Origin of the sequence: Micromonospora sp. KC723 (genome assembly GCF_004348595.1) — a bacterium.
Taxonomy (GTDB): Bacteria; Actinomycetota; Actinomycetes; order Mycobacteriales; family Micromonosporaceae; genus Micromonospora.
Genome location: NZ_SMKD01000013.1, coordinates 1 through 24841, shown reverse-complemented (window position 1 = coordinate 24841; position 24841 = coordinate 1). Strand labels below are relative to the sequence as shown.

Sequence of the window (24841 nt, the reverse complement as noted above, 5' to 3'; positions counted from 1 at the left end):
GTTGTGTCCGGGGCACGCGCGGTCGGACACCGAAGGGGTGCCGTCGCCTTGGCCCAAGGTGGGGCCCATCCTGCCGACTGGTGGATAACCAGCGGAGACGTGGTGATTGCCGGTGTGTAACGCGTGCCTATCCGGCCTTCCGGACGCGCAGCAGTTCGGCCACCGACCACGCCTGGAACGGGCAGCCGGTGGCGGCGTGCGGCGCGGTGCCGTCAGCCGTCTCACTGACTGATCCTAGGCCATACTCCCCCAAATGGCCTACAAGTCCGACCAAAAGGTCATCGGTGGGTAGTCCGGCCTTCCGGTGCGCCTCGACGAACGGACCGACCAGCCACGGCCAGACGGTCCCCTGGTGGTAGGCGGTGTCCCGCTCCGCCGGGCCACCCCGGTGCCGGGGCGCGAAATCGGGCGAGTCGGGGGAGAGGCTGCGCGGCCCCAACGGGGTGGCCAACCCGGCCGCCAGCCGGCGCAACACCGCCGGGTCCGGCTCCAGCGGGGCGTACGGCAGCGACCAGGCCAGCAACTGGTTCGGCCGGAGCAGGTCGTCGTCGTGGTGCGCCGCCCCGCCCAGCGGGTACGCCGGGGCCGGCGCGTCCACCACGTCGTGCAGCCACCCGGTCGGCGCCGGGAACCGCTTGCCGAACGCCTCCTCGGCGCGGGCGTGCAGCCGCCACAGCTCGGCGGCGTCCGCCCCGGCCAGCTCGGTCAGCTCCGCCAGGCCGGCCAACCCGCTCACCCAGAGCGCGTTGACCTCCACCGGCTTGCCGGTGCGCGGGGTCACCGGCACCCCGTACACCCGGGCGTCCATCCAGGTCAGCGCCGCGCCCGGGGTGCCGCCCTGGGTGATCAACCCGTCGGCCGGGTCCACCCCGATGCCGTACCGGGTGCCGGCCACGTGCGCCCGCACCACGCCGTGCAGCGCCGGCAGCAACTCGTCACCGAGATCCGTGTCGCCGGTGACGGTGACGTGCCGACTCACCGCGTGCAGGAACCACAGGGTGGCGTCGACGGTGTTGTACTCCACCCGCCCGGTGTCGGCGGTGTTCGCCAGCATCCCCTCCGACAGCGTCGCCGCGTACGACCGCAGCAGCTCCCGTCCCTCGTCGGCCCGACCCGTGCAGAGGAACAACCCCTCGTACGAGGTCATCGTGTCCCGCGACCAGGCGCCGAACCACGGGTACCCGGCCACCACGTCCGGCCCGGGGGCGGTACGCACCACGAACGCGTCGGCGGCCAGCGCGAGGGTGGCCTCGACGTCGTCGGCCGGTCGGGCCGCGGCCACCACCTGCCGGTTGCGCCGCCGGGCGGCCTCGACCACCTCCACCGCAGGCGGCGGCTCCGGGCCGAGATCCAACGCCCAGGCCCGTACCGACACCGTGTCGCCGGGGCGCTCCAGAGCGCCCGAGAAGCGCCCCGCGTACCAGAGGTCCTCCTCCGGGTGCAGGCCCCGGGCCGCCTCCTCACGGTGGCGCACGCCCAGCCACCACTGCCCCTCCGGCCGCCAGTCCGGCCCGGACAGCCGGTACGCGCCCTCGATCACCGCGCCGCCGTCGACCGGCTCCATCCGCAACGGCGGGCCGTCGGCGCGCCGCTCGCCGTGCGCGTCCCGCCAGGTGCACGCCGCGCTCAGCTCCAGCCGGACCGGTCCGCCCGCGACCAGCCGGTGCACCACCGCCACGCACGACCGCCCGGCCAGCATGGCGATCTCCCGCTCGATCACCACGTCGCCGATCCGCCACCGCCAGCGCGGCAGCCCGTCGACGAGGTCGAAGCGTTCCAGCAGCTCGAAGCCGCGCGGATCGACCACCCGGGAGGACCACTCGTGCGTGCCGAGGCGCACCCGCGTGCCGGAGGGCAGCAGCACCGCCGGGTCCAGGCTGACCAGTCCCACCTTGCGGGCGGCCGGTGTCTCCCCGGCGGTCACCAGCAGCCCGTGGTAGCGGCGGGTCCGCAACCCGCTCACCGTGCCCATGGCGTACCCGCCGAGACCGTCCGGCACCAGCCACTCCCGGGTCGCCCCGGTGGACAGCTCGGCGCAGACCTGAGGCCCGAAACCGATGTCGATCAACTAGTTTCCTCCCACCGCGGCGAGGTGTAACACGACACGACGACAATGGCCGCTGTGGTCAAGTACCCCGACGGCGTCCAAGATTGGCACGTGTTCACCGACAGTTCGCCCTCCGACGTACCCTCCGCCGACGCCGAACGGCTCCGGCTCGCCCAAGCCGACGCCGGCGAGCAGGACTGGCGTGCATGGGGTCCCTATCTGTCCGAGCGGGCGTGGGGGACGGTACGGGAGGACTACAGCGAGCACGGTACGGCGTGGGACTACTTTCCCCACGACCACGCGCGGTCCAGAGCCTACCGGTGGAACGAGGACGGCATGGCGGGCGTCTGCGACGACCGGCAGACGTTCTGCTTCGCGCTCGCCCTGTGGAACGGCCAGGACCCGATCCTCAAGGAGCGGATGTTCGGCCTCGGCGGCGACGGCGGCAACCACGGCGAGGACGTCAAGGACTACTGGTGGTACGAGGACTCCACCCCCACCCACTCCTGGATGCGCTGGCGCTACCACTACCCGCACGCCGCCTTCCCGTACGACGAACTGGTCGCGGTCAACGCGCTGCGCGGCCGGGACGAGACCGAGTACGAGCTGGTCGACACCGGCGTCTTCGACGACGACCGGTACTGGGCGGTCACCGTCGACTACGCCAAGGCGTCCCCGACCGACATGTGCATCCTGGTGACCGTGGCCAACCGGGGTGACGAGGCGGCCACCCTGCACGTGCTGCCGCACCTGTGGTTCCGCAACACCTGGGCCTGGGGGCTGCCCGGCGCCGGCCGGGTGCCGAAGCTGGTCGGCGAGGGATCCCGGCTGGTCGGCGAGCACTGGGTGCTCGGGCAGATCACGCTCGAGGGCGACGGCGACCCGACCCCGCTGCTCTGTGACAACGACACCAACGCCGAGCGGCTGTGGGGGCTGCCGGGCCGGTCGCCGTACCCGAAGGACGGCATCAACGACCACGTCGTGGCCGACGCGGCCACCGTCAACCCGGCGGGTGAGGGGACGAAGGGCGCACTGCACTACGTCCTCGACGTGCCCGCCGGCGGCCAGCGGCAGATCCGGCTGCGGCTGACCCGGACCGCCCCGCCACCCGGCGGCCCGACCCCACCGCGAGCCGATCTCGGCGCCGGCTTCGACACCGTGGTCTGGGCGAGGCGGGCCGAGGCGAACCGCTTCTTCGCCGGCGTCATCCCCGCCTCGGCCACCGCCGACGAGGCCCTGGTCGCCCGCCAGGCCATCGCCGGGCTGATGTGGGGCAAGCAGTTCTACCACTTCGACGTCAAACGGTGGCTCGAGGGCGACCCGGGGTCGACGCCCCCGCCGCCCGGTCGCCGGCACGGGCGTAACAGCGCCTGGTGGCACATGAACAGCTTCGACGTCATCTCCATGCCCGACCCCTGGGAGTACCCCTGGTACGCCGCCTGGGACCTGGCGTTCCACTGCGTCACCATCGCCCGCGTCGACCCGGGCTTCGCCAAGGAGCAACTGTTGCTCCTGCTCCGCGAGTGGTACCTGCATCCCAACGGGCAGATCCCGGCGTACGAGTGGGCCTTCGGCGACGTCAACCCGCCGGTGCACGCCTGGGCGGCGCTCAAGGTGTTCGAGATCGACGGGAGCCGGGACCACGAGTTCCTCGCCCGGGTGATGCACAAGCTGCTGCTCAACTTCACCTGGTGGGTCAACCGCAAGGACACCGGCGGCAACAACGTCTTCGAGGGCGGTTTCCTCGGGCTGGACAACGTCGGCCCGTTCGACCGGTCCGCCGCGCTGCCGGTCGCCGGGGTGCTGGAGCAGTCCGACGGCACCGGCTGGATGGCCATGTACGCGCTCAACCTGCTCGACATGGCGATCGTGCTCGCCGAGCACGACCGGGCGTACGTGGACACCGCCACCAAGTTCTTCGAGCACTTCGCGTACATCGCCGCGGCGGCGTACGAGCAGGGGCTCTGGGACGACGAGGACGCCTTCTTCTACGACGTGCTGCGGCTGGCCGACGGCAGCAAGGTGCCGCTGAAGGTCCGCTCGGTCGTCGGGCTGCTGCCGCTGGCGGCCACCACCCGGCTCACCGCGCGTACCCTGCACCGCCTGCCCGAACTGGGCGCCCGGCTGCGGTGGTTCCTCAGCCAGCGCCCCGAGTACGCCGACGTGATCGGCGCCCGCCGGATCGGCCCGGACGGCCGACAGCAGCGGCTGCTGTCCATGGTCGGCCCGGAACAGGTGGTCCGCCTGCTCGCCCGGATGCTCGACCCCGACGAGTTCCTCTCCGAGTACGGCCTGCGGACACTCAGCCGCGCCCACCTGGACAAGCCCTTCTCGGTGACCCTGGGCGGGCACGAGTTCAGCGTCGGCTACGAGCCGGCCGAGTCGACCAGCGGCCTGTTCGGCGGCAACTCCAACTGGCGCGGGCCGATCTGGATGCCGACGAACTTCCTGCTGGTCAACGCGCTGCGCGACTACGCCGCTTTCTTCGGTGACGACCTCCAGGTCGAGTACCCGACCCGCTCCGGGCGCAAGTGCACCCTGGAGCAGATCGCCGACGACCTCTCGGCCCGGCTGATCTCGCTGTTCACCCGGGACGGCTGGGGTCGGCGGCCGATCTACGGCGCCGCCCAGCTCTTCCAGACCCACCCGGACTGGCGGGATCTGATCTGCTTTCCCGAGTACTTCCACGGCGACAACGGCGCCGGCCTGGGGGCCTGGCACCAGACCGGTTGGACGGCGCTGGTCGTCGACCTCATCCTCACCCTGCGCCGGCCGCCCGGGCAGAACCCGGCTGACCCGGTCGGCGGCGTGCAGTAGCGTGTCCCGGACACGGTGACCGGGAGGGCGAGAATGGAACAGCGGCGGGACGCGGCGGTGCTCGTCTTCGACGCCGACGACACGCTCTGGGAGAACAACGTCCTCTTCGAGCGGGTGATCGACGACTTCCTGGACTGGCTGGACCATCCCACCCTGGACCGCCGTGAGATCCGCGCCGTCCTGGACGACATCGAGGCCGCCAACGCCGTCGTCCACGGCTACGGCAGCAAGGTCTTCCTGCGTAGCCTCGGCGAGTGCCTGGAACGGCTGCGCGAGCGTCCGGCCACCGACCGGGAACGCCGGGAGATCGACGGGCTGGCCGCCGCGCTCGTCGCCCACCAGGTCGAGCTGATGCCAGGGGTCGCGGACACTCTCGACGCCCTCGCCGGCCGGTACGACCTGCTGCTGCTCACCAAGGGTGAGCGGGAGGAACAGCAGCGCAAGCTCGACGCGTGCGGCCTGCTGCACCACTTCGACGCCGCGCACGTCGTGCCGGAGAAGAACGAGGCGACCTACCGGTGGCTGGCCCGCGAGCACGGCTTCGACCCGGCGCGCGCCTGGATGGTCGGCAACTCCCCGAAGTCGGACATCCTGCCGGCCCGGTCGGCCGGCATGAACGCCGTCTTCATCCCGAACGACAACACCTGGGTGCTCGAACACGACGAGCTCGACCCGGACGACCCCGGCGTGCTGCGCCTGAAGGAGTTCCCCGAGCTGCTTCGGCACTTCTGAGCGGGGCGCGCCGGGTAACGTCCGGCTCGTGCCGCTGACGTTTCCCTCGCACCTGGCGCCGGTGCTGCCGCTGAAGCTGTGGCGACCGCGCTGGTTCGACGGCGTGGCCCTCGCCACCGGCTCGGTGTCGCCGGACGTCGCGTACCTGTTCAGTGGCACCCGCATCGACCTCGGGCTGCGTACCCACACGCTGGGCGGACTGCTCTGGTGGTGCCTGCCGGTGGCCTTGGCGTACGCCTGGGTCGTCCGCCGCGTGGTCGCCGGGATCGCCGTGCACCTGCCGGCCCGACACGCGTTCGCCTGGCTGGACTACGCGGCCCTCGGTGCGGTCCGGCACCGCTGGCAGGTGACGGTCTGCTCGGCGCTGCTCGGCGCCTTCAGCCACGTCGTCTGGGACCGGGTCAACCAGTCCGAGCGGTGGCTGCTGCTGATGGGTGGGCGGGACTTTCAGGCGACCGTCGGCGTGCCCTGGTGGTTCTTCTCCGACCTGGTCGGCAGCGCCGTCGGCGGTGCCGTCGTGGTCGGCCTGGCGCTGCGGGCCGCCCGCCGGGGCCGGATCTTCGACGGGGTGCGCCCGCCCGCCCCGCCGGCCAGGCCGGCGGTGTTCTGGGCCGCGGCGCTCGTCGTCACCGGTGTCGGGTCGCTGGTGCTGCCCGGCCTGCCGGCTGCCGGGGTGCCCGGCCCCGCCGGGGTACGCCTGCTGCACCTCGCGGCCCTCGCGCTGATCGTCGGGGCGGCCGCCACGGGTACGCTCTCCGCCCGTCCCCGGGGGCAGGCTGGCCCGACGGGCCGACTCGACCACAGGCAGCGCCAGCCCGGCTGACCGCGACAGGACTTCGCCATCCCGGCGACCCGCGTCCGTCGGCGGGCCCGGGCAGGTGTCAGCCGACCTCGCCGCGGACGATCGCCACGGCCACCCGACAGAACTCGTCCATGTCCGGCTGGAAGCCGGCCGCGATGTCGGGGTGCAGGCCGGAGCGGGTCTCGTCCAGCAGCCGCTGGCAGACCTGCTCGACCGGCTCACCGGCGTAGCCGGCGCGGACCCGGTCCGTGGCGGCCTGCAACGCCGAGGTCAGCTGCTCCTCCAGCGGGCCGCGCAGCTTCTCCTGCACGGGGTCGAGCCCGCGGGGGTCCAACGTGACATGTGGCTCTGACATCGGCGCTCCCTTCGTCGGCGTCCGCGGTACCCCACCGCGGACGTCGGTCAAACCACGGTGGACACCGCGGCCACCCGCACCTGGTAGGAGAAGTCCTCCGCGGGCTCCTCCCGGTACGACAACCGGCGGATCTGCCGGTCGTCGCCGTAGAGCGCGACGTCGACCAGGACGCCGAGGTGGGCCAGCCCGATGGTGGTGACCCGCTTCTTGTCCTGGAGCACCGCGCACACCCCGCCGAGCAGGGTGCTGGCGTCCGAGGTGCGATGCCCGGGCGGGCACCGCAGGGTCAGGTCGACCTCGACCGGCCCGTCCAGCGGCGTCCAGCCGGTGCGCTGGGCCGCGGTGCAGGCCGCCTGGAGCAGGGCGCGGACCCTCGTCGCCTGCCGATGCCCGGCGGCGAAGATGGACAGCGCCTCGGTCTTGACCGGTGGCAGGCCGCTCACCTCGAACGTCAGGGCGAGAGCGCGGGTGTCCTGCACGACGGCACCTCCTCGTGAAGAGGATCCTGCCCAACCGGTGGATTGGCAGAGGGCGGTTCGCGCGAGAACCAACCGATCGGGCGGGTGTGGGTCGGCCGGCGGCGTATCGACTTCGACGGCGACGCGCTGGCTGGGGGAGTCCCCTCTGACGCTAGTCCACGGGCGGGGCGCGGGGTAGCCGGCCCGTGTTACAAGGTGGGACGGGGTGGTCGGTCAGTCCGCCGGGCGCGGCGGGAAGGCGCAGAACTCGTTGCCCTCCGGGTCCGCCAGGATCCACCAGCTGATCCGGTCGTCCGGTTCGCGTAACAGGGTCGCTCCCGCCGTGATGAGCGTGGCGGCGGTCGGACCGGTCAGCGTGACGTCCCAGTGCACCCGGTTCTTCACCCGCTTTCGTTCCGGTACCGGGTCGAAGACCCAGTGGTCCCACGGGAAGCCGGCGGCGCCGGTCACCGAGGCGTGGCCCTGCTCGGCGACCGACACCTCGCCGCCGACGGCCCCGGCCCACCAGGTGGCCTGGGCAACCGGGTCGGCGGCATCCACCACCAGCTCGAAGACGCCCGGCCGGGTGTCCTCGCCCGGGGCGAAGGCGCAGAAGTGGTTGCCCTCCGGGTCGGCGAGGACCCACCAGCCGATCTCGGTGTCCGGCTCGCGGACCAGCCGGGCGCCGGCGGCCAGCAGCGCGTCCGGCCCGTTCCCCGCCAGCCGCAGGTCCAGGTGGACGCGGGTCTTCCCGGTACGCGGCTCGGGCACCCGGTTGACCCAGATCGACTCCGCGTCGGAGCGGGCGGCGCGCGGGTCGATCCGGGTGTCGCCGTCGCCGGTGTCGACCAGCTCGCCGTCGAGCATCCGGGTCCAGAAGCCGCCCAGCGCGTGGGGGTCGGCAGCGTCCATGCAGAGGTCCTTGAAACGGGCGATCATCCGGCCATCATGCCGGGCCGGGGCCGGCGGCGCAGCGCCCCGGAACCCGGGCCGGCGTCACGGTCGCCGCAGCCGTCGCCCCCGCCGCCCACCAGGGCCGCCGCGGTCGCTGATGTTTCGCGACCTCACCGCTCGGGCAGTGTAGGCGCACGAAACGTCCGGGGGCCGCAATCTCCACAACCCGCCTGTCCCGGGCCGTCTCGCCGTGCACCGGGGCACGGGTGCCTCCCCGGTTTCTCGCCGAAGGAAGGGGGAGGGCGATGACGGACCCCGAAGCGCCTGGACACCGACGCCGACCGGGCGTACGGGTCGGCGCGGCAGCCGCCGCGCTGGCGCTGGTCGCGCCGCTGGCCGCGTGCGGCTCCGGCGACGACGGCGGTACGCCCATTATCAACCTGTACTACCCGCCGGAGCAGAACCTGCAACAGGTGGTCGACGACTGCAACGCCCAGGCCGGGGGCCGCTACACGATCGCCTACCGGGTGCTGCCCCGGCAGGCCGACGACCAGCGGGTGCAGTTGGTCCGCCGGCTCGCCGCCGAGGACAGCGGCATGGACGTGCTCGGCCTCGACGTCACCTGGACCCAGGAGTTCGCCAGCGCCAACTGGATCCGCGAGTGGACCGGCCAGGACCGGGCCGAGGTGGAGCAGGGCACCCTCGCCGGCCCGCTGGACACCGCCCGGTACGAGAACCGGCTCTACGGCGCGCCGAAGAACACCAACGTCCAACTGCTCTGGTACCGCACCGACCTGGTTGCCCAGCCGCCGGCCACCTGGGACGAGATGATCTCCGCCGCCCAGGAGCTGAAGCGGCGGGGCCAGCCCTACCAGGTGCTCACCATGGGCGCCCAGTACGAGGGCCTGGTCGTCCTCTACAACACCCTCGCCGCGAGCGCCGGCGGCAGGATCATCAGCGACGACGGCCGGCAGGCCGTCATGGACGAGGGCACCGTCAAGGCGCTCGACCTGCTCAAGCGGTTCGCCACGTCGGGCGTGACCTCGCCGTCGTTCAGCAACGCCACCGAGGACCCGGTCCGGCTGGAGTTCCAGTCCGGCGGCGCTGCCTTCCAGGTCAACTGGCCCTTCGTCTACCCCGCGCTCCAGGAGGCCGACCCGGCGCTGGCGCGGAAGGTGCGCTGGGCCCGCGTCCCCGGCGTCGACGCCGGCACCCCCAGCAAGGTCACCATCGGCGGGATCAACCTGGCGGTCAGCGCCTACTCCAGGCATCCCGCCGAGTCGTTCGAGGCCGCGAAGTGCCTGCGCGACGCGGAACACCAGAAGTTCTCGGCGGTCAAAGACGGCGTCCCGCCCACCATCGAGAAGGTCTACGACGACCCGGAGATGGACGAGGCGTACCCGATGAAGGACACCATCCTGGCGGAGCTGAAGGAGCCGGCGGTACGCCCGCTGAGCCCGGCGTACCAGAGCATCTCCACCGTGATGTCGGCGATCCTGTCACCGCCCTCGGCGATCGAACCCCAGCGGACCGCTGCCGAGCTGCGGCGGGCGATCGCAGACGCGCTGGAGTCGAAGGGGGTCCTGCCGTGAGCATCAACGTCACCCCCGCCGGCGCGGACGTGAGCGCCGCCGCGGAACATGGCACCGGCCGGCACGCCGCCGTCCCCGCGCAGCGGGCCCGCCGCCGGGCGAAGACCCCGCTGAGCGAGAACAAGAAGGCCGAACGCCGGCTGGGCTGGCTGCTCTGCGCCCCGGCCGCGCTGGTCATGGTCCTGGTCACCGCGTACCCGATCGTCTACTCGGTCTGGCTGTCGCTGCAGCGCTTCGACCTGCGCTTTCCTGACCAGCGTGAGTTCGTCGGGCTGGAGAACTACGCCACCGTCCTCACCAACGAGTTCTGGTGGACCGCGTTCGGCGTGACCATGCTGATCACGGTGGTCACCGTCGCGGTCGAACTGGTGCTCGGCATGGGACTGGCGCTGATCATGCACCGGACCCTGGTCGGGCGCGGCATCGTCCGCACCGCCGCCCTGATCCCGTACGGCATCGTCACGGTCGTCGCCGCGTTCTCCTGGCGGTACGCCTGGACGCCCGGCACCGGCTACCTGGCCAACCTGTTCGGCGACGGGGCGCCGCTGACCGAACGGGCCAGCTCGCTGGCGATCATCATGCTGGCCGAGATCTGGAAGACCACTCCGTTCATGGCGTTGCTGCTGATGGCCGGCCTCGCGCTGGTCCCCGAGGACCTGCTCAAGGCGGCCTCCACCGACGGGGCGACCGCCTGGCAGCGGTTCACCAAGGTGATGCTGCCGGTGATGAAGCCGGCGATCCTGGTCGCGCTGCTGTTCCGCACCCTGGACGCGTTCCGGGTCTTCGACAACATCTTCGTGCTGACCGCGGGCGGCAACGAGACCTCCTCGGTGTCGATGCTCGCCTACAACAACCTGATCCGGGGCCTCAACCTCGGCATCGGCTCGACGATGTCGGTGCTGATCTTCCTCACCGTGGCGATCATCGCCTTCGTGTTCGTGAAGCTGTTCGGTACCGCTGCCCCCGGCAGCGACGACGGGGAGAGGCGCTGAGATGGCAGTCGACACCACCACCCGGACGAAGCTGCGCTGGGGGCTGCTGGACGTCATCGTCGTCGTCTTCGCGCTGGTCCCGGTGCTCTGGATCGCCTCACTGTCGTTCAAGACCCCGGCCACCCTCACCGACGGCCGGTTCTGGCCCCGGGAGTGGACGCTGGACAACTACCGGAGCATCTTCGCCACCGACCAGTTCGTCCGGGCCCTGGTCAACTCGATCGGCATCGCCCTGATCGCCACCGCGATCGCGGTGGTGCTCGGTGCGATGGCCGCGTACGCGATCTCCCGGCTGGACTTCCCCGGCAAGCGGCTGCTCGTCGGCGTCTCCCTGCTGATCGCGATGTTCCCGCAGGTGTCGCTCGTGTCGCCGCTGTTCGAGATCGAGCGCCAGCTCGGTCTCTTCGACACCTGGCCGGGACTGATCCTGCCGTACATCACCTTCGCCCTGCCGCTGGCGATCTACACCCTGTCGGCGTTCTTCAAGCAGATCCCGTGGGACCTGGAGAAGGCGGCGAAGATGGACGGCGCCACCCAGGGGCAGGCGTTCCGGCGGGTCATCGCCCCGCTGGCCGCGCCGGGGCTGTTCACCACCGCGATCCTGGTCTTCATCTTCTGCTGGAACGACTTCCTGTTCGCCATCACGCTCACCTCCACCGAACGGGCCCGGACGGTGCCGGTGGCGCTGTCGTTCTTCACCGGCGAGTCGCAGTTCGAGGACCCCACCGGGGCGATCTGCGCCGCCGCCGTGGTGATCACCATTCCGATCATCCTGTTCGTGCTCTTCTTCCAACGCCGCATCGTCTCGGGCCTGACCTCCGGCGCCGTCAAGGGATAGGTGACAACAATGGCTGACATCGTGCTGGACAAGGTGAGCAAGCGCTTCCCCGACGGCACCGCCGCCGTACGCGACGTCGACCTGGAGATCGCCGACGGCGAGTTCGTCATCCTGGTCGGCCCGTCGGGCTGCGGGAAGTCCACCACCCTGAACATGATCGCCGGGCTGGAGGACATCAGCTCCGGCGAACTGCGCATCGGTGGGCAGCGGGTCAACGACAAGGCCCCCCGGGACCGGGACATCGCCATGGTGTTCCAGTCGTACGCGCTCTACCCCAACATGACCGTGCGGGAGAACATGGCCTTCCCGCTGCGGCTGGCGAAGCTGGACAAGCAGACCATCGACTCGAAGGTCGAGGAGGCCGCGAAGGTCCTGGAGCTGACCTCGCTGCTGGACCGCAAGCCGGCCAACCTCTCCGGCGGCCAGCGCCAGCGGGTCGCCATGGGTCGGGCGATCGTCCGGCAGCCCAAGGCGTTCCTGATGGACGAGCCGCTGTCCAACCTCGACGCCAAGCTGCGGGTGCAGATGCGTACCGTGGTGTCCCGGCTGCAGAAGCAGCTCGGCACCACCACCGTCTACGTCACCCACGACCAGACCGAGGCGATGACCCTCGGCGACCGGGTGGTCATCATGCGGGGCGGCGCGATCCAGCAGGTCGGCCCCCCGCAGGAGCTGTACGACCACCCCCGCAACCTCTTCGTCGCCGGCTTCATCGGCTCACCGTCGATGAACTTCCTGCACGCCGCCGTCGAGGACGGGAAACTGCGGACGGCCCTGGGCGACGTGCCGATCGGCGAGCGGATCCGCCGGCAGCTCGAGGGCGCCGACGCGCCCCGCGAACTGATCCTCGGCGTGCGCCCCGAGCACTTCGAGGACGCCGAACTGGTCGACGACGACACCCGCCGGCGGGGCATGGAGTTCACCGCGCCGGTCGACATCGTCGAGTCGATGGGCTCGGACAAGTACGTCTACTTCACCGTCGATGGACAGCGGGCCAGCGCCGCCGAACTGGAGGAGTTGGCGGCCGACGCCGGGGCCGACTTCAGTGGCGGCGGTGCCAGCCTGGTGACCCGGCTGTCGGCCGAGTCGTCGGTGCGGGAGGGGGAGGACCGGCGGGTCTGGTTCAACCTGGAGAAGATCCACCTGTTCGACCCGAGCACCGGCCACAACCTGACATTGCACGAGGGCCGGTCGGGCGGCGCGCTCGCCGACTGAGCCGCGGCCCGGGACCGGTCACCAGGGCCGGCCTCAACAGTCCGCCCACTCCACCCGCGCCGGCAGCCCGAGGAAGACGGCGTACGAATCTACCGCCGCCGCCACCCGCTCGCGCGTCGTCGTATCGAGACCGACCAACGGACGCACCGCCACCCGGACCCGGGTCTTCGTCACGGTGCGCTTCCAGGTGCCGATCACCCGGCCGGCGCGTACGACGGTGGGTTGGAAGACGCCGTTGCCACCCGGGATGATCGCCTGCTTGTGCGCCGGGTCGAGCATCAGCGCGCGGTCCTTGTAGCCGAGCAGGTACTCGTCGAAGCCGGGCAGGGCCAGCACGTCGTCGAGCGGTGCCCGGGGGGCGTCGAGCAGGGCCGGGTCGAGCAGGGCCTCGACCCCGTCCACCTTAACGGTGGCGAGCGCGTCCGCGGCGACCGCGACCGCCCGCCTGGCGTCGGCGGCGGTGAGGCCGGTCCAGCCGGCGAAGTCCTGCCGGGTGGTCGGCCCGTGGCCGCGGAAGTACCGGGTCGCGAGGATGCCCAGCGCCTCGTCACGTTCGGGCCGGTACGGGTCGGGCGCCCACTCGTCGAGCAGGGCGAACGTCTGCTCGGTGCCGATGTGCGGGGCGACGCAGGTCACGCCGCGCTGGCTGGCGTACCAGAGCAGGTGATAGCCGCGTTGGTCGGCGCAGTCGATGCCGGCCCCGGCGAGTGTGGCCAGGCACTCGGCCCGGGTCAGCCGGCCGCCCCCGGCCAGCGCCGTGCCGAGCACGTCGGCGGCCCGGTCGGCCTCGGCCTCGGTGAGGCCGAGCACCTCGCGCCGCCGCTGTGCCCCGGCCAGCGTCCGCACGCCGGTGACCTCCAGCATCCACCGGGCGTCCCGAGGAGGTACGAGGTGCACCGTCCCCCGCATCGGCCAGGTGCGCAGCGCCTCCCGCCGCTCCAGCGCCGCCTGTACGTCGGCCGCCGTGCGCCCGGGCAGCCGGACACCGAGTGACCACATGCCGCTCGCCACGTCCTGGGCCTGCATGGCGCCGAACCACTCCACGACGCCGGCCACGGTCTCCGGCCGGTCCCGTGGGTGCTCCCGCAGCAGCAGGCTGGTCATCCGCAACGCCAGTGCCTCGTCACCGGTCAACCGCACATCGGCCGCCCTTCTCGGAATCGACCGTCAGCCTAGGTGGCACCACCGACACGCGGCCGACGTCACGGCCGCCGGACGCGGGAACGACGACGCCGGGCGGACGGGCTCCCGCCCGTCCGCCCGGCCGCCACAGCGCGCCGTGACCGTCGTGGTCAGCGGCGCCGTCGCGCCGGTTCCGGCACGTCGACGTCGATTCGCTCGCGGCGAACCTGCTCGTCGATCGGCTGTTCCTCGACCACCTCGTCCTTGGCCAGCCGGACCCGCTCCACCGGGACCTGTTCCTTGCTGACCACCGGACGCTCGGCGCGCAGCTCCATCTCCCGCTGCTCGTCGCGGATGTCCGGGCGGATGTCGCCCCGGTTGGCATCGGTGATCGGCTCGCGGACCACCCGCACCTCGTCGTGCTCGACCGGCACGGTGGTGTGCACGTCCTCGGTCACCACCTGCTTGCGCAGCTGCGCGGTGCCCGCCGGCTGACTTTCGGTGCCAACCCGCAGCCGCTCCTCCGACCGGGTCAGCTCCGGCGAACCGGACATCCGCTGCGGCGGACGCTCCTGCTGCTGGAGCTGGTAGTGCCGATAGAGCTGGGCGAGCTGGTCGGCGCCGAGCGGCTGGTCGGTGCCGGCCTCGACGGTCGGCGCGCTCTTGACGGTGGCCTTGTCGTACGGCACGGTCACCTTGCCCTCGGACATGCCGGCCCCGGTCAGCGGGGCCATGGGCTCGTGGTGGCCCATCACGCCGGTCTTGACACTGACCCAGGTAGGTTCGCCGGCGGCGTCGGCCCAGACCTGCGCCACGCTGCCGATCTTCGCGCCCGAGCGGTCCTGGACGTCCTGCCCATACAGCGAGCGGACCTGCTGTTCGGTCAGTCGCATGGTTCGTCCTTCCTCTCGTGGGTCACCACCCGCCTACCCGACGGGCCGGGGCAGCATTCGCCCGAGCCGGCGCGGATGGCGCCACGACCGGTGGCTTCCAGGCCGGGACGTGCGGGTCAGTGCCCCCGGGGGTCGGAATGCGCCCAGCCGGCGCGCTGCGACGACCTGCGAGGTGACGACGGGAGAGGCACGCGATGGCCACCCGGCGGGCTGCTTCCGCAGCGGGTCGACGACCTGCACGACAAGCTCACCGGATGAGCGGTATCAGGCCGTCGACCCGCTGGCGGATCCCAGGTGGAACGGGCCCCCTGATCGCGCTACGCCCGCCGTTCCGCGAGCGGAGCGCGATCCCCCGTTCAGGTCCCCCCGGCGTGCCGGCGACCGCTGCGGACCGTCGACACCCGTGCGAACAGGATCCCGGGTCGACGGCGACCGTGGCACCGCTCCCACGCGGAACTTGCGGAAATCTTGAGCTGTGCCGGGCGGGACGGTCAGAGCCGCCGGTGCATCACCAGCAGGTCGACCTCACCGTCGGCCGGGTGCCGGAAGCCCGCCGGCACCCGGCCGACCACCTGGAAGCCCAGCGAGCGCCAGAGCGCGACGGCCCGGGTGTTGGTCGCCACCACCGCGTTGAACTGCATCGCCCGGTAGCCGTCGGCGCGGGCCAACTCCAGCACGTGTACGCCCAGGGCCCGCCCGACACCGCGGCCGGCCGCGGCCGGCGCCACCATGAAGCTGGCGTTGGCGACGTGGTCGCCGGGGCCGGCCTGGTTCGGCACCAGTTTCGCCGAGCCCAGCACGGTGCCGGCCGAGTCCACGGCCACCACGGTCCGCCCCGGTGGTCGGACGAGCCACATCCCGCGGGCCTCCTCCTCCGGTACGTCCCGGGGCCACGTGTAGGTCTCCCCGGCCGCGACGATCTCGCGCAGGAAGGGCCAGATGCCAGGCCAGTCGGTGTCCGTTGCCGCCCTGATCTCCACCTTCCGAGCATGACACCGACGTTTGACGGCGCAAGCAACGGGTAGTCGCCGAAGCTGACCCGAGATGAGGAGGAATCATCTGATGGACGGCCAGGTCAAGGTCGCGGTGATTTACTACAGCGCCACCGGCATCACGTACCAGATGGCACAGGCCGCCTGCGAGGCTGCGGGCGAGGCCGGTGCCGAGGTCCGCCTGCGCAAGGTGCGCGAGCTGGCGCCCGACGAGGCGATCCGCTCCAACGCGGGCTGGCAGGCGCACCGGCTGGAGACCCAGGACGTCATGGAGGCCGAGATCGACGACCTGGCCTGGGCCGACGTCGTCATCTTCGGCTCGCCCACCCGCTACGGCATGATCGCCGCGCAGCTCAAGCAGTTCATCGACACCACCGGCCCGCTCTGGGCCAACGGCGCGCTGGCGAACAAGGTCTACAGCGCGTTCACCTCCACCGCCACCGAGCACGGCGGGCACGAATCCACCCTGCTGTCGCTGTTCACGGTGTTCCACCACTGGGGCGGTGTCGTGGTGACGCCCGCCTACACCGACCCCAGCCAGTTCGTCGCCGGCAATCCCTACGGCGCCTCGCACACCAGCAAGAACGGGGAGGTCCCCCCGGACCACGTGGCGCTGGCCGCGACGGCGTTGACCGCCAAGCGGGCGGTGCAGATCGGCACGGCCCTCAGGCACGGCCTGGCCGCCGGCTGACCACCCGCCGGCCGGTGGCCCGGCGGGGACGCAGGACCCGTCCGGGCGACCGGTCGCCGCCGGCCCTAGCCGCGACCCGGCGAACCCGGCCCGATCAGTGCCGGATGCGCCAGCAGGTGGCCCAGCAGGTCCGCCAGGACGGCCATCCCGTCCCGGCTGAGCACCGACTCCGGATGGAACTGCACGCCGGCGAAGCCGGGCCCACGCAGCGCGTGCACCGCCGCGTCGACCGGGTCGCGGGACAGCTCCACCGGCCCGTACGGGGTGGCGACGCGGTCGGCGTCGGCCAGGGCGGTGAACGTGGCGTAGAAGCCCACCCGCCGGGGCGTGCCGAAGACCGTGATCTCACGTTGCAGCCCCTGGTAGGGGGCCTCCCGCCGGTGCAACGGCAGTCCGAGCAGGCCGGCGAGCAACTGGTGGCCGAGGCAGACCGCCAGCGTCGGCAGGCCGGCGGCCAACCGCGTGGTCAGCAGCCCCCGTAGCGCCGCCATCTTCGGCTCGCCCGCCGCCCGTGGGTCACCCGGCCCGGGGCCGACGACCACCAGGTCGTACGCCTCGGTCGGGCCGGGCCGCCGCCACGGGCGTACCTCGACGGCGAGGCCGAGCGCACCGAGCTGGTGGGCCAGCATCCCGGTGAAGGTGTCCTCGCCGTCGACGATCAACGCCCGCCGGCCGACCAGCCCGGGCAGGGTGGTCGCCCCGGGCACCCGCTGGTCGAGCCAGAACCGGGCCAGCGGGGCGTTGCGCTCGGCGAGCGCCGCCCGCACCTCCGGGTCGTTGGCGAGCACCGCCTCCGGGGCGCGCCCAGGTGGGCCGGCCGGGTGCACCGCCGGGCCGGCCGGGCGATGGCGGGCGGGCGTGGTGGGAACGGAGACCCGCGGGTGCAGGCCGAACGCGGTGAGTACCCCGGCCGCCTTCGCGTGTGTCTCGGCCACCTCACCGGCGGCCGTCGAGTGCCGTACCAGGGTCGCCCCCACCGGTACCCGCAACTCGCCGGCGGGGGAGATCTCCGCCGTCCGGATCAGGATCGGCGCGTCCAGCGTCTGCCGGCCCCCGGCATCACGGCCCAGCAGGGCCAGCACCCCCGAGTAGTAGCGGCGGCCGGTGCGCTCGTGCCGGGCGATGACCCGGCAGGCGTTCTCCATCGGGCTCCCGGTCACCGTCGGGGCGAACATCGTCTCCCGCAGCACCTCCCGGACGTCCCGCGTCCCCCGCCCCGCGAGCAGGTACTCCGTGTGCGTGAGGTGGGACATCTCCTTCAGGTACGGTCCGACCACCTGGCCGCCGTGCTCGGCGACCGTGGCCATCATCTTCAGCTCCTCGTCGAGGACCATGTACAGCTCCTCGACCTCCTTCGGGTCGCGCAGGAAGCGCAGCAGCCCCTCCCGGTCCGTCGCGGCCCCGGTGTGCCGGAACGTCCCGCTGATCGGGTTCATCATCACCAGGCCGTCGTCGACGCTGACGTGCCGCTCGGGGCTCGCCCCGACCAGGACGCGGGTGCCGGTGTACACCAGGAAGGTCCAGTAGGCTCCCCGTTCGGCGAGCAGCAGCCGGCGCAGCGCGGACGCCGCCGCCGCCAACGGTGGGCCCTGCACGGTCGCGCGCAGGGTGCGGTGGATGACGAAGTTCGCCCCCTCGCCGCGCCCGATCTCCTCGGCCAGGACCCGCCCGACGACGCCGGCGTACTCCGCGTCGGTGACGTCGAACGCGGCGCCGGTGGCGACCACCGGTGCCTCCGGCAGGGCGGCGAGCGCGTCGGCCAGCGCGATCGGGACGTGTCCGGTGATCTCCAGGTACTCCAGCGGGGCGCTGTCGTCGACGCACGCGAAACCGCGCTCGACGACCTGCCGGTACGGCACCAACGCCAACGTGCGGGGGCCGGCCGGACCGTCCGGCAACGGCAGGTCGGCGAGCCGGCCGGCGACGCGTACCGGGCCGGTGAAGAGGTCCAGGTGAGCGGCGCCCTCGCGGCGGACCAGCGCGAACGGACCGGGGTCGGCACCCCGGGCGAGGGCGGTGAGCAGGTGGTGCGGGCGGATCATCGGGGTCTCCTCGAAGGACGTCGCCGTCCGCCGGGGCGGCTCGGGAGCCGGGAGAGACCGGCGGCCGCCTCGTCGGGCGGCCGCGGGAAGCTACGCGCGGAAGGTGGCCGCCGGGTCGGCGGGCCACCAGCAGGACAGGGGCGCGAGCATGCCGTCACCCTACGCGGGCCCGTCCGACCCCGGTAGCCGTTCCCACTTCGTGGGGTGCGCTCCGGGGGCCGATCACGGCGTCGCCGGCCCCCGGGTTGGGTACCGTGACCCGGGATGAACATTCTCGCTCTCGACCTCGGCACCTCCTCGGTACGCGGGCTCGTGCTCGACGCCGACGCGGACCCGCTGCCCGGTGTGCTGGCCCGCCGCAAGGTGCGCGTGGCGGTCGCCGACGACGGCACCGGGACCCTCGACGCGGCCCGCTACCTCGCCTGCCTCGTCGAGTGCCTGGACGAGCTCGCCGACGGCGGGCACCTGCGTGACGTGGCGCTGGTCGCGGTCTCCGCCCAGTGGCACTCGGTGGTGCCGCTCGACCCCGCCGGCACGCCGCTCGGACCCGTGCTCACCTGGCTGGACACCCGTCCCGAGCCGCTGCCCGGCGCGGTCGGTCCGGCCGACCCGGCCGACTTCCACCGGCGTACCGGCACCTGGTGGCACCGCTCCTACTGGTCGGTGCGGCTGCCGTGGTTGCGCGCGCGGGGCTGCGGCCCGGCCGGCCGCTTCGTCGGCCTGGCGGAGTACGTCCTGGGTGAGCTGCTCGACGCGGCCCCCACGTCGGTGTCGATGGCCTCCGGCACCGGGTTGCTCGACCTGCGCGCGATGGACTGGGACGCCGAGGCCTGCGCGCTGGCCGGCGTACGCCCCGGCGAACTGCCCGAGCTGGCCCCGTCGGGTTGGCGCGGTCGGCTGCGCCCGGAACACGCGCGGCGCTGGCCACCGCTGGCCCGCGCCGACTGGGCGGCGGCGATCGGTGACGGGGCTGCCTCCAATGTGGGCTCGGGCTGCGTAGACGCGCGTCGGGCCGCGGTCACCGTCGGCACCTCCGCCGCGGTGCGCCTGGTGCAGCGGGTGCCCGCCGACGCCGACCTGCCGCCGTTGCCCGAGCAGCTCTGGCGGTACCGGGTGGACCACCAGCACGTGGTGACCGGCGCCGCCTACTCCTGCGGCGGCAACCTGTTCGCCTGGGCCAACCGCGAGCTGCGGCTGCCGCAGGGACCGGACCTGGAGGTGGCCCTGGCCCGGGTGCCCCCGCAGGGCGGGGTGGCGGCCAACCCGCGCCTCGGTGGTGACCGGCCGCCCGGCACCGTCCGTGCGGGGGCGGGTGAACTGCGGGGGCTGAGCTTCTCCACCACCGGGGTGGAGATCCTGGCCGGGCTGATGAGCGGGCTGTGCCGGATGGTCGCCGACGACCTGGCCGTGCTGGAGTCCGTGGTGGACGACCCGGTCGACGTGGTGCTGGGTGGGGGCGCGGTGACGGCGTCCGCCTGGTGGCGGTCGGCGTTCGCCGCCGCCCTCGCTCCCCGTCGCGTCCGGCACCGCTCCGAGCCGGAGATCGGGGCCACCGGCGCGGCGTTGGTGGCTCTCGGGCGGGTCGCCGCGGCGGAGCGGCTCGCCGGCTCCGGCCGGACGGAGGAGGAGCCGTCCCCGACCTTGCCCGCACATCCCGCCGCTCCGGCCGCCGGTGGGAGCCCCGGGGGCCGTTGACACAGTTCGCCGGCCTGGTTGGATGGACCCCGCTCCCCGACGAGGGGGAGCGAGGGACCGAGGAGGCAGGTGTGGGCGCAGGTCCCGATCCGACCGGGGGTGGGCAGATCGGCGGCGGCCGGTCCAGTGTCGGGGTCGCCCCGCACCGGCGCCGGTCGCCGTTGCGGCTGCGGGACTGGCGCATGCGGACGAAGCTCGCCACCGTCCTGGTCATCCCGTCGGTGGCCTTCCTGGTGCTGGCCGGGGTGCAGACCACGACCCTGGTGGGGCGGACGACCGCGTTGAGCGACTTCGCCCAGCAGGTCGGCATCGGCCGGGAGATCAGCGCCCTGGTGGACGGGCTCCAGCAGGAACGCGACCGGACGGCGGGCGAGTTGGCCGAGCTGCGGCGGGACGGCCTGTCCTCGGACCGGGCGGCGTCGGCGCTGGCGTTGCGCCCGTTCCAGGACGCCACCGACGCCGCGGCCGGCGAGCTGCGTCGGGCCGCCGCGCCGTTGGCCGACGCCGACGCCTCCTGGCGGGTCTCCTACGGCAAGGCGCTGGAGGCGTACGACCAGGTCCGCTATATCCGCGCGGCGATCCTGCCGGCGGTGCTGAACCCCGAGACAATCCTGAGCAACTACCACCGGGCGGTCGACGCGCTGCTTGGCCTGCTGGCCGAGCCCTCGCCCGGCGAGGAGCAGCCGGAGCTGACCGACGCGGTGTTGCGCTACGTGCAGCTGGCCCGGGTCAAGGAGCTGTCGTCGCGGGTCCGCGCCCAGCTCTACGCCGCCGCCCGTGCCGGCCGGTACGACATCGACGACCAGATCACCCTGACCGACCTGCGGACCCAGCAGTTGGCCGCGCTCGGCGCGTTCCGTGTCGCCGCGACCACCGGGCAGATCCAGCTGTACGACCGCGCCTCCGTCGACCCGGGGTTCGTCGAGGCGACACGGTTGGAGGAGAAGAGCCTGGCCAGCGGCGGTGCCCGGCCGGCGGTGCTCCCCGCCGAGCAGTGGTGGGACGCCAGCGCCCACCGGCAGGAGCTGCTGCGGCAGTTGGAGACGCGGGTGCTCGACGACGCGGCGACCCGGGCCGACGAGGTCAGTGGCGAGCAGTTGCGGGCCACCCTGGCGGTGGTGAGCGGCATTCTGGTGGTGCTGGGGCTGGCCGTGCTGCTCGCCCTGTTGATCGGACGTTCCATCGCCAACTCGATCAGGCTGCTGCGCGGGCAGGCCCTGCAGATCGCGCAGGTGGAGCTGCCGCACGCCCTGGACCGGCTGCGCTCGGTGCAGGGCAACCTGCCCACGATCGAGGTGACGCCGCCGGTGGTGACCTCCCTCGACGAGCTGGGGGAGCTCGCGGAGGCGTTCGTCGCGGTGCACCGCAGCGCGGTCAGCGTCGCCGTCGAGCAGGCCGAGACGCGCCGTAGCGTGAACGCGATGTTCGTCAACCTGGCCCGACGCAGCCAGGTGCTGGTGGAACGGCAGCTGGAGCTGTTGGACGACCTGGAGCGGGAGGAGACGGACCCGGACCAGTTGGAGAACCTGTTCAAGCTCGACCACCTGGCGGCCCGCATGCGCCGCAACGACGAGAGCCTGCTGGTGCTGGCCGGCACCGAGTCGACCCGGCGGTGGAACCGGCCGGTCGGCCTCGGCGCGGTGCTCCTCGCGGCCAGTGCCGAGATCGAGCAGTATCAGCGGGTCCGCCACGACTCGGTGGCCGACGTGCACGTCATCGGGCACGCCGTGGGCGAGATGGTGCACCTGCTGGCCGAGCTGCTGGAGAACGCGACGGTCTTCTCCCGACCGGACACCCTGGTCCGGGTGAGCGTGCGGCGCGAGGGCGCCGGCGCGCTGGTGGAGATCATCGATCAGGGGATCGGGATGAGCCGGGCCGCTCTGGAGCGGGCCAACGCCGTGCTCGCCGCGCCGCCGGCCGCGGACGTGGCCGCGTCCGAGCGGATGGGGCTCTTCGTGGTCAGCCACCTCGCGGCCCGGCACGGGGTGCGGGTGCGCCTGTCCGCCGCGGACGAGGGGTTGGTCGCCCGGATCCTGGTGCCACCCGTGCTGCTGAGCCCGGCGCCCATGCCGGAGCTCGACCCGCCGGCGACTCGAATGATCACCACGGGAGGCGCCGGCACCACCCGGCGTCGACGTACCGTGCCCCGCGCGGGTCGTGCCCAGCACGGAGACCTGCCGGTGGCGGGTCGGCGTCCCGACCCGACGCCCAGCTCCGCCCGTCCGGTGCCGCTGCGTGCCGAGGACGTGCTGGCGCCGGCGGGCTCGCCGGACCCGGCCGGTGGGGGCTGGTGGTCCCGGCAGGGGCCGGCCCCTGCCTCGCCCGCGTCCACCGGGCATGTGACGCCGGAGCCGCCTGTGACGCCGGTGATCGGAGGCACCAGTGCTCGCGGACTTCCCGTCCGGGTGCCGATGGCACAGCTGTCCGCCGTCACCGAGCCTGCCCGGCCCACGGTCCCCGTCGCGCGCGAGGACCCGGACCCGGAGGCGGTCGGCGGAATGCTGTCCAGGTTGTACAGCGGCGTCCGCCGGGCGGAGGCCGAGGAGAACAGTGGGATGACCCTGCCGCAGGGCGGGGTGCACAGCGAAGGGGGACGACAGTGACGACGTTGAGCCAGGAGGCACGGGACCTGAGCTGGCTGGTCAACGCGTTCGCCGAGCGGGTGCCGGGGGTCGCCCACGCGGTGGTGGTCTCCTCCGACGGGCTCCTGGTCGCGATCTCGGCGCACCTGCCCCGTGACCATGCCGACAAGCTCGCCGCGGTGACCTCGGGGCTGATGAGCATCACGGCCGGGGCGGCGCAGATGTTCGACGGCGACGTGGTGAAGCAGACGGTGGTCGAGATGGGGCGCGGCTACTTCCTGGTCATGCAGATCCGGGACGGCTCGATTCTGGCGACCCTGGCCGGAGCCGAGGCCGACATCGGCGTGGTGGGGTACGAGATGGCCCGGCTGGCCAAGCAGGCCGGCGAGATGCTCACCCCGGCGTTGCGTGCCGAGTTGCAGCAGGCGCTGCCGCGCTGACACGACGGCCCCCGGGCGTCCGGACCGCACCTTCGGGGTGTGGTCCGGACGCACCGGTTGGCGTTCGGCTCAGAGTCCGTTGTCGCGGATGACGTCTCGGTACCAGTGGGCGCTGCGCTTGGGCACCCGGCGTTGGGTGGTGTAGTCCACGTAGACCAGCCCCCAGCGCTGCTCGTATCCCTCGGCCCACTCGAAGTTGTCCAGCAGTGACCAGACGTGGTAGCTCTCCACCGGCACGCCGTCGGCGATGGCGCGGTGCGCGGCGGTGATGTGGTCGCGCAGGAACGCGATCCGGCCGGTGTCGTCGACCACGCCGTCGGGGCCGGGCACGTCCGGACAGGGCAGCCCGTTCTCGGTGACGGTGATCGGGACCGGGCCGTAGTCGCGGGTGATCCGGGTCAGGATGTCGTACATCCCGTCGGGGTAGATCTGCTGCCAGTCGGCCTGGGAGGTGGGCCAACGCCGGGTGGTGAGGCCGTCGGCGGTCACGTAGTACGGCGTGTAGTACTGGACGGCGAGCAGGTCCACCGGGGTGGAGATGATCTCCATGTCGCCGTCGGCGATGCCCTGGGCCATCCGGCTGCCGGCGCCGAGGTCGGCGAGCACGTCCTCGGGGTAGCCGCCGCTGAGGATCGAGTCCAGGTAGAGGCGGTTCTCGTAGCCGTCGTACAACCGGGCTGCCGAGGCGGCGGCGGGGGTGTCGTCGGCCGGGTAGCAGGGGTGCAGGTTCAGCGCCGGGCCGATCCGGGCGGTGGAGCCGCTGGCGCGCAGGGCGCGTACCGCCAGCCCGTGCGCGAGTTGGAGGTGGTGGGCCACCAGGTACGCGGCGTCCGGGTCCTGGCGTCCGGGAGCGTGGTGCCCCTGGAGGTAGCCGTTCTGCACCACGGTCTTCGGTTCGTTGACGGTCAACCAGACCGGGACCTGGTCGCCCAGGCCGCGGTACACCGCCTCGGCGTAGTCGGTGAAGCGGTACGCGGTGTCCCGGTTCTCCCAGCCTCCGGCGTCCTGCAGCGACTGGGGCAGGTCCCAGTGGAAGAGGGTGACCATCGGCGCGATCCCGCGATCGTGCAGGCCGTCGATGAGGCGGCGGTAGAAGTCGAGGCCGCGCTGGTTGGGCTGGCCGGTGCCGTCGGGCTGGACGCGGGGCCAGGATACGGAGAACCGGTAGCTGTGCAGGCCCAGGTCGCGCATGAGGTCCAGATCTTCGGACCAGCGGTGGTAGTGGTCGGCGGCCACATCGCCGGTGTCGCCGTTGCGGGTCCGTCCGGGGGTGCGGCTGAAGGTGTCCCAGATCGACTCGCCTCGGCCGTCCTCCTTGGCGGCGCCCTCGATCTGGTACGCCGAGGTCGCCGCGCCCCAGCCGAAGTCGCTCGGGAAACGCAGCGTGGGAGTGCCGGGGGAGCCCGTCGGGTCGATGCCTGGCGGGGTGCCGTCGCCGGCCGAGACCGCGGCGGAGGGTGCGGCGCGGCGCGGCAGTCGCTGTCGGGGGTGCATCGACATGGGAGCTCTCCTCACGGTGCGGGCCACCCGACGGCCGGGAGCGCTCCCACGGCGGGCGCGCGACGGTCCGGCCGTCTCCTCGGGCGGCTGCCAGCCTAGATGGGCCGGACCCGCGCCGGTGGCCGGGGATGGGGGTCTGGGG

At 72.8% G+C, this 24841-nt stretch carries 20 protein-coding genes; 11 read left to right on the top strand and 9 right to left on the bottom strand.

What is annotated here, in order from left to right; translation table 11 throughout:
* Nucleotides 1-127 precede the first annotated feature (127 nt).
* Entirely contained in the window at nt 128-2068 is a 1941-nt protein-coding gene (locus tag E1165_RS05395; RefSeq protein WP_132388325.1) for an amylo-alpha-1,6-glucosidase, read from the bottom strand.
* A gap of 45 nt (nt 2069-2113) precedes the next feature.
* Between E1165_RS05395 and E1165_RS05390 the strand changes: the two genes are divergently transcribed.
* The 3 genes from E1165_RS05390 to E1165_RS05380 are packed head-to-tail and all read left to right on the top strand — an operon-like array spanning nt 2114 to nt 6419.
* Entirely contained in the window at nt 2114-4864 is a 2751-nt protein-coding gene (locus E1165_RS05390; RefSeq protein WP_132388323.1) for a glucosidase, read from the top strand.
* A 33-nt stretch (nt 4865-4897) separates the two neighbouring features.
* Nucleotides 4898-5596, top strand: a complete 699-nt coding sequence (locus E1165_RS05385) for an HAD family hydrolase (RefSeq protein WP_132388321.1) — start codon at nt 4898-4900, stop codon at nt 5594-5596.
* Between the two features lie 28 nt (nt 5597-5624).
* On the top strand, nt 5625-6419 hold the full coding sequence (locus E1165_RS05380) for a DUF4184 family protein (RefSeq protein WP_132388319.1): 795 nt from the start codon (nt 5625-5627) through the stop codon (nt 6417-6419).
* A 58-nt stretch (nt 6420-6477) separates the two neighbouring features.
* On the opposite strand, the gene E1165_RS05375 is transcribed toward E1165_RS05380, so the two are convergent.
* From E1165_RS05375 to E1165_RS05365, 3 genes are all read right to left on the bottom strand, one after another.
* Nucleotides 6478-6753: a hypothetical protein gene (locus E1165_RS05375; RefSeq protein ID WP_132388317.1), complete on the bottom strand. Its 276-nt coding sequence runs from the start codon at nt 6751-6753 to the stop codon at nt 6478-6480.
* 47 nt (nt 6754-6800) lie between these two features.
* Complete coding sequence (locus E1165_RS05370; protein ID WP_132388315.1) at nt 6801-7232, bottom strand: hypothetical protein; 432 nt, start codon at nt 7230-7232, stop codon at nt 6801-6803.
* Between the two features lie 213 nt (nt 7233-7445).
* Nucleotides 7446-8150 (bottom strand): VOC family protein, encoded by a 705-nt coding sequence (locus tag E1165_RS05365; protein WP_132388313.1) that lies wholly within the window; start codon nt 8148-8150, stop codon nt 7446-7448.
* A gap of 260 nt (nt 8151-8410) precedes the next feature.
* On the opposite strand from E1165_RS05365, the gene E1165_RS05360 reads away from it, so the two are divergent.
* From E1165_RS05360 to E1165_RS05345, 4 genes are read left to right on the top strand one after another with little or no spacing between them, the layout of a single operon-like run.
* Nucleotides 8411-9697 carry an ABC transporter substrate-binding protein gene (locus E1165_RS05360; protein ID WP_132388311.1) on the top strand — a complete coding sequence of 429 codons (1287 nt, stop codon included), beginning with the start codon at nt 8411-8413 and terminating at the stop codon, nt 9695-9697.
* Entirely contained in the window at nt 9694-10689 is a 996-nt protein-coding gene (locus E1165_RS05355) for a carbohydrate ABC transporter permease (protein WP_132388309.1), read from the top strand. Before E1165_RS05360 ends, E1165_RS05355 begins: the two co-directional genes overlap by 4 nt.
* 1 nt (nt 10690) lies before the next feature.
* Nucleotides 10691-11527, top strand: a complete 837-nt coding sequence (locus E1165_RS05350; protein WP_132388307.1) for a carbohydrate ABC transporter permease — start codon at nt 10691-10693, stop codon at nt 11525-11527.
* Nucleotides 11528-11536: 9 nt separating this feature from the next.
* Nucleotides 11537-12742: an ABC transporter ATP-binding protein gene (locus E1165_RS05345; RefSeq protein ID WP_132388305.1), complete on the top strand. Its 1206-nt coding sequence runs from the start codon at nt 11537-11539 to the stop codon at nt 12740-12742.
* Nucleotides 12743-12775: 33 nt separating this feature from the next.
* On the opposite strand, the gene E1165_RS05340 is transcribed toward E1165_RS05345, so the two are convergent.
* The 3 genes from E1165_RS05340 to E1165_RS05330 all read right to left on the bottom strand — a co-directional run bounded on the left by E1165_RS05340 (nt 12776) and on the right by E1165_RS05330 (nt 15737).
* The gene (locus tag E1165_RS05340) at nt 12776-13846 is read right to left on the bottom strand and encodes a winged helix DNA-binding domain-containing protein (protein ID WP_132388403.1); all 1071 of its coding nucleotides are present in this window, start codon (nt 13844-13846) and stop codon (nt 12776-12778) included.
* Between the two features lie 188 nt (nt 13847-14034).
* Entirely contained in the window at nt 14035-14757 is a 723-nt protein-coding gene (locus E1165_RS05335; protein ID WP_132388303.1) for a PRC and DUF2382 domain-containing protein, read from the bottom strand.
* A 491-nt stretch (nt 14758-15248) separates the two neighbouring features.
* Nucleotides 15249-15737 carry a GNAT family N-acetyltransferase gene (locus E1165_RS05330; RefSeq protein ID WP_132388301.1) on the bottom strand — a complete coding sequence of 163 codons (489 nt, stop codon included), beginning with the start codon at nt 15735-15737 and terminating at the stop codon, nt 15249-15251.
* Between the two features lie 82 nt (nt 15738-15819).
* Between E1165_RS05330 and wrbA the strand changes: the two genes are divergently transcribed.
* Nucleotides 15820-16440: an NAD(P)H:quinone oxidoreductase gene (gene wrbA / locus E1165_RS05325; protein WP_132388401.1), complete on the top strand. Its 621-nt coding sequence runs from the start codon at nt 15820-15822 to the stop codon at nt 16438-16440.
* A gap of 65 nt (nt 16441-16505) precedes the next feature.
* On the opposite strand, the gene E1165_RS05320 is transcribed toward wrbA, so the two are convergent.
* Nucleotides 16506-18482 carry an anthranilate synthase family protein gene (locus E1165_RS05320; RefSeq protein WP_132388299.1) on the bottom strand — a complete coding sequence of 659 codons (1977 nt, stop codon included), beginning with the start codon at nt 18480-18482 and terminating at the stop codon, nt 16506-16508.
* Between the two features lie 264 nt (nt 18483-18746).
* On the opposite strand from E1165_RS05320, the gene E1165_RS05315 reads away from it, so the two are divergent.
* From E1165_RS05315 to E1165_RS05305, 3 genes are all read left to right on the top strand, one after another.
* A complete protein-coding gene (locus E1165_RS05315; protein WP_132388297.1) occupies nt 18747-20177 on the top strand; it encodes an FGGY family carbohydrate kinase in 1431 nt (476 codons plus the stop codon).
* A gap of 71 nt (nt 20178-20248) precedes the next feature.
* Nucleotides 20249-22780, top strand: a complete 2532-nt coding sequence (locus E1165_RS05310; RefSeq protein ID WP_243704597.1) for a nitrate- and nitrite sensing domain-containing protein — start codon at nt 20249-20251, stop codon at nt 22778-22780.
* Between the two features lie 5 nt (nt 22781-22785).
* On the top strand, nt 22786-23199 hold the full coding sequence (locus E1165_RS05305) for a roadblock/LC7 domain-containing protein (RefSeq protein WP_207916605.1): 414 nt from the start codon (nt 22786-22788) through the stop codon (nt 23197-23199).
* 69 nt (nt 23200-23268) lie between these two features.
* On the opposite strand, the gene E1165_RS05300 is transcribed toward E1165_RS05305, so the two are convergent.
* Nucleotides 23269-24699: a GH1 family beta-glucosidase gene (locus E1165_RS05300; RefSeq protein WP_132388291.1), complete on the bottom strand. Its 1431-nt coding sequence runs from the start codon at nt 24697-24699 to the stop codon at nt 23269-23271.
* Nucleotides 24700-24841: the final 142 nt, after the last annotated feature.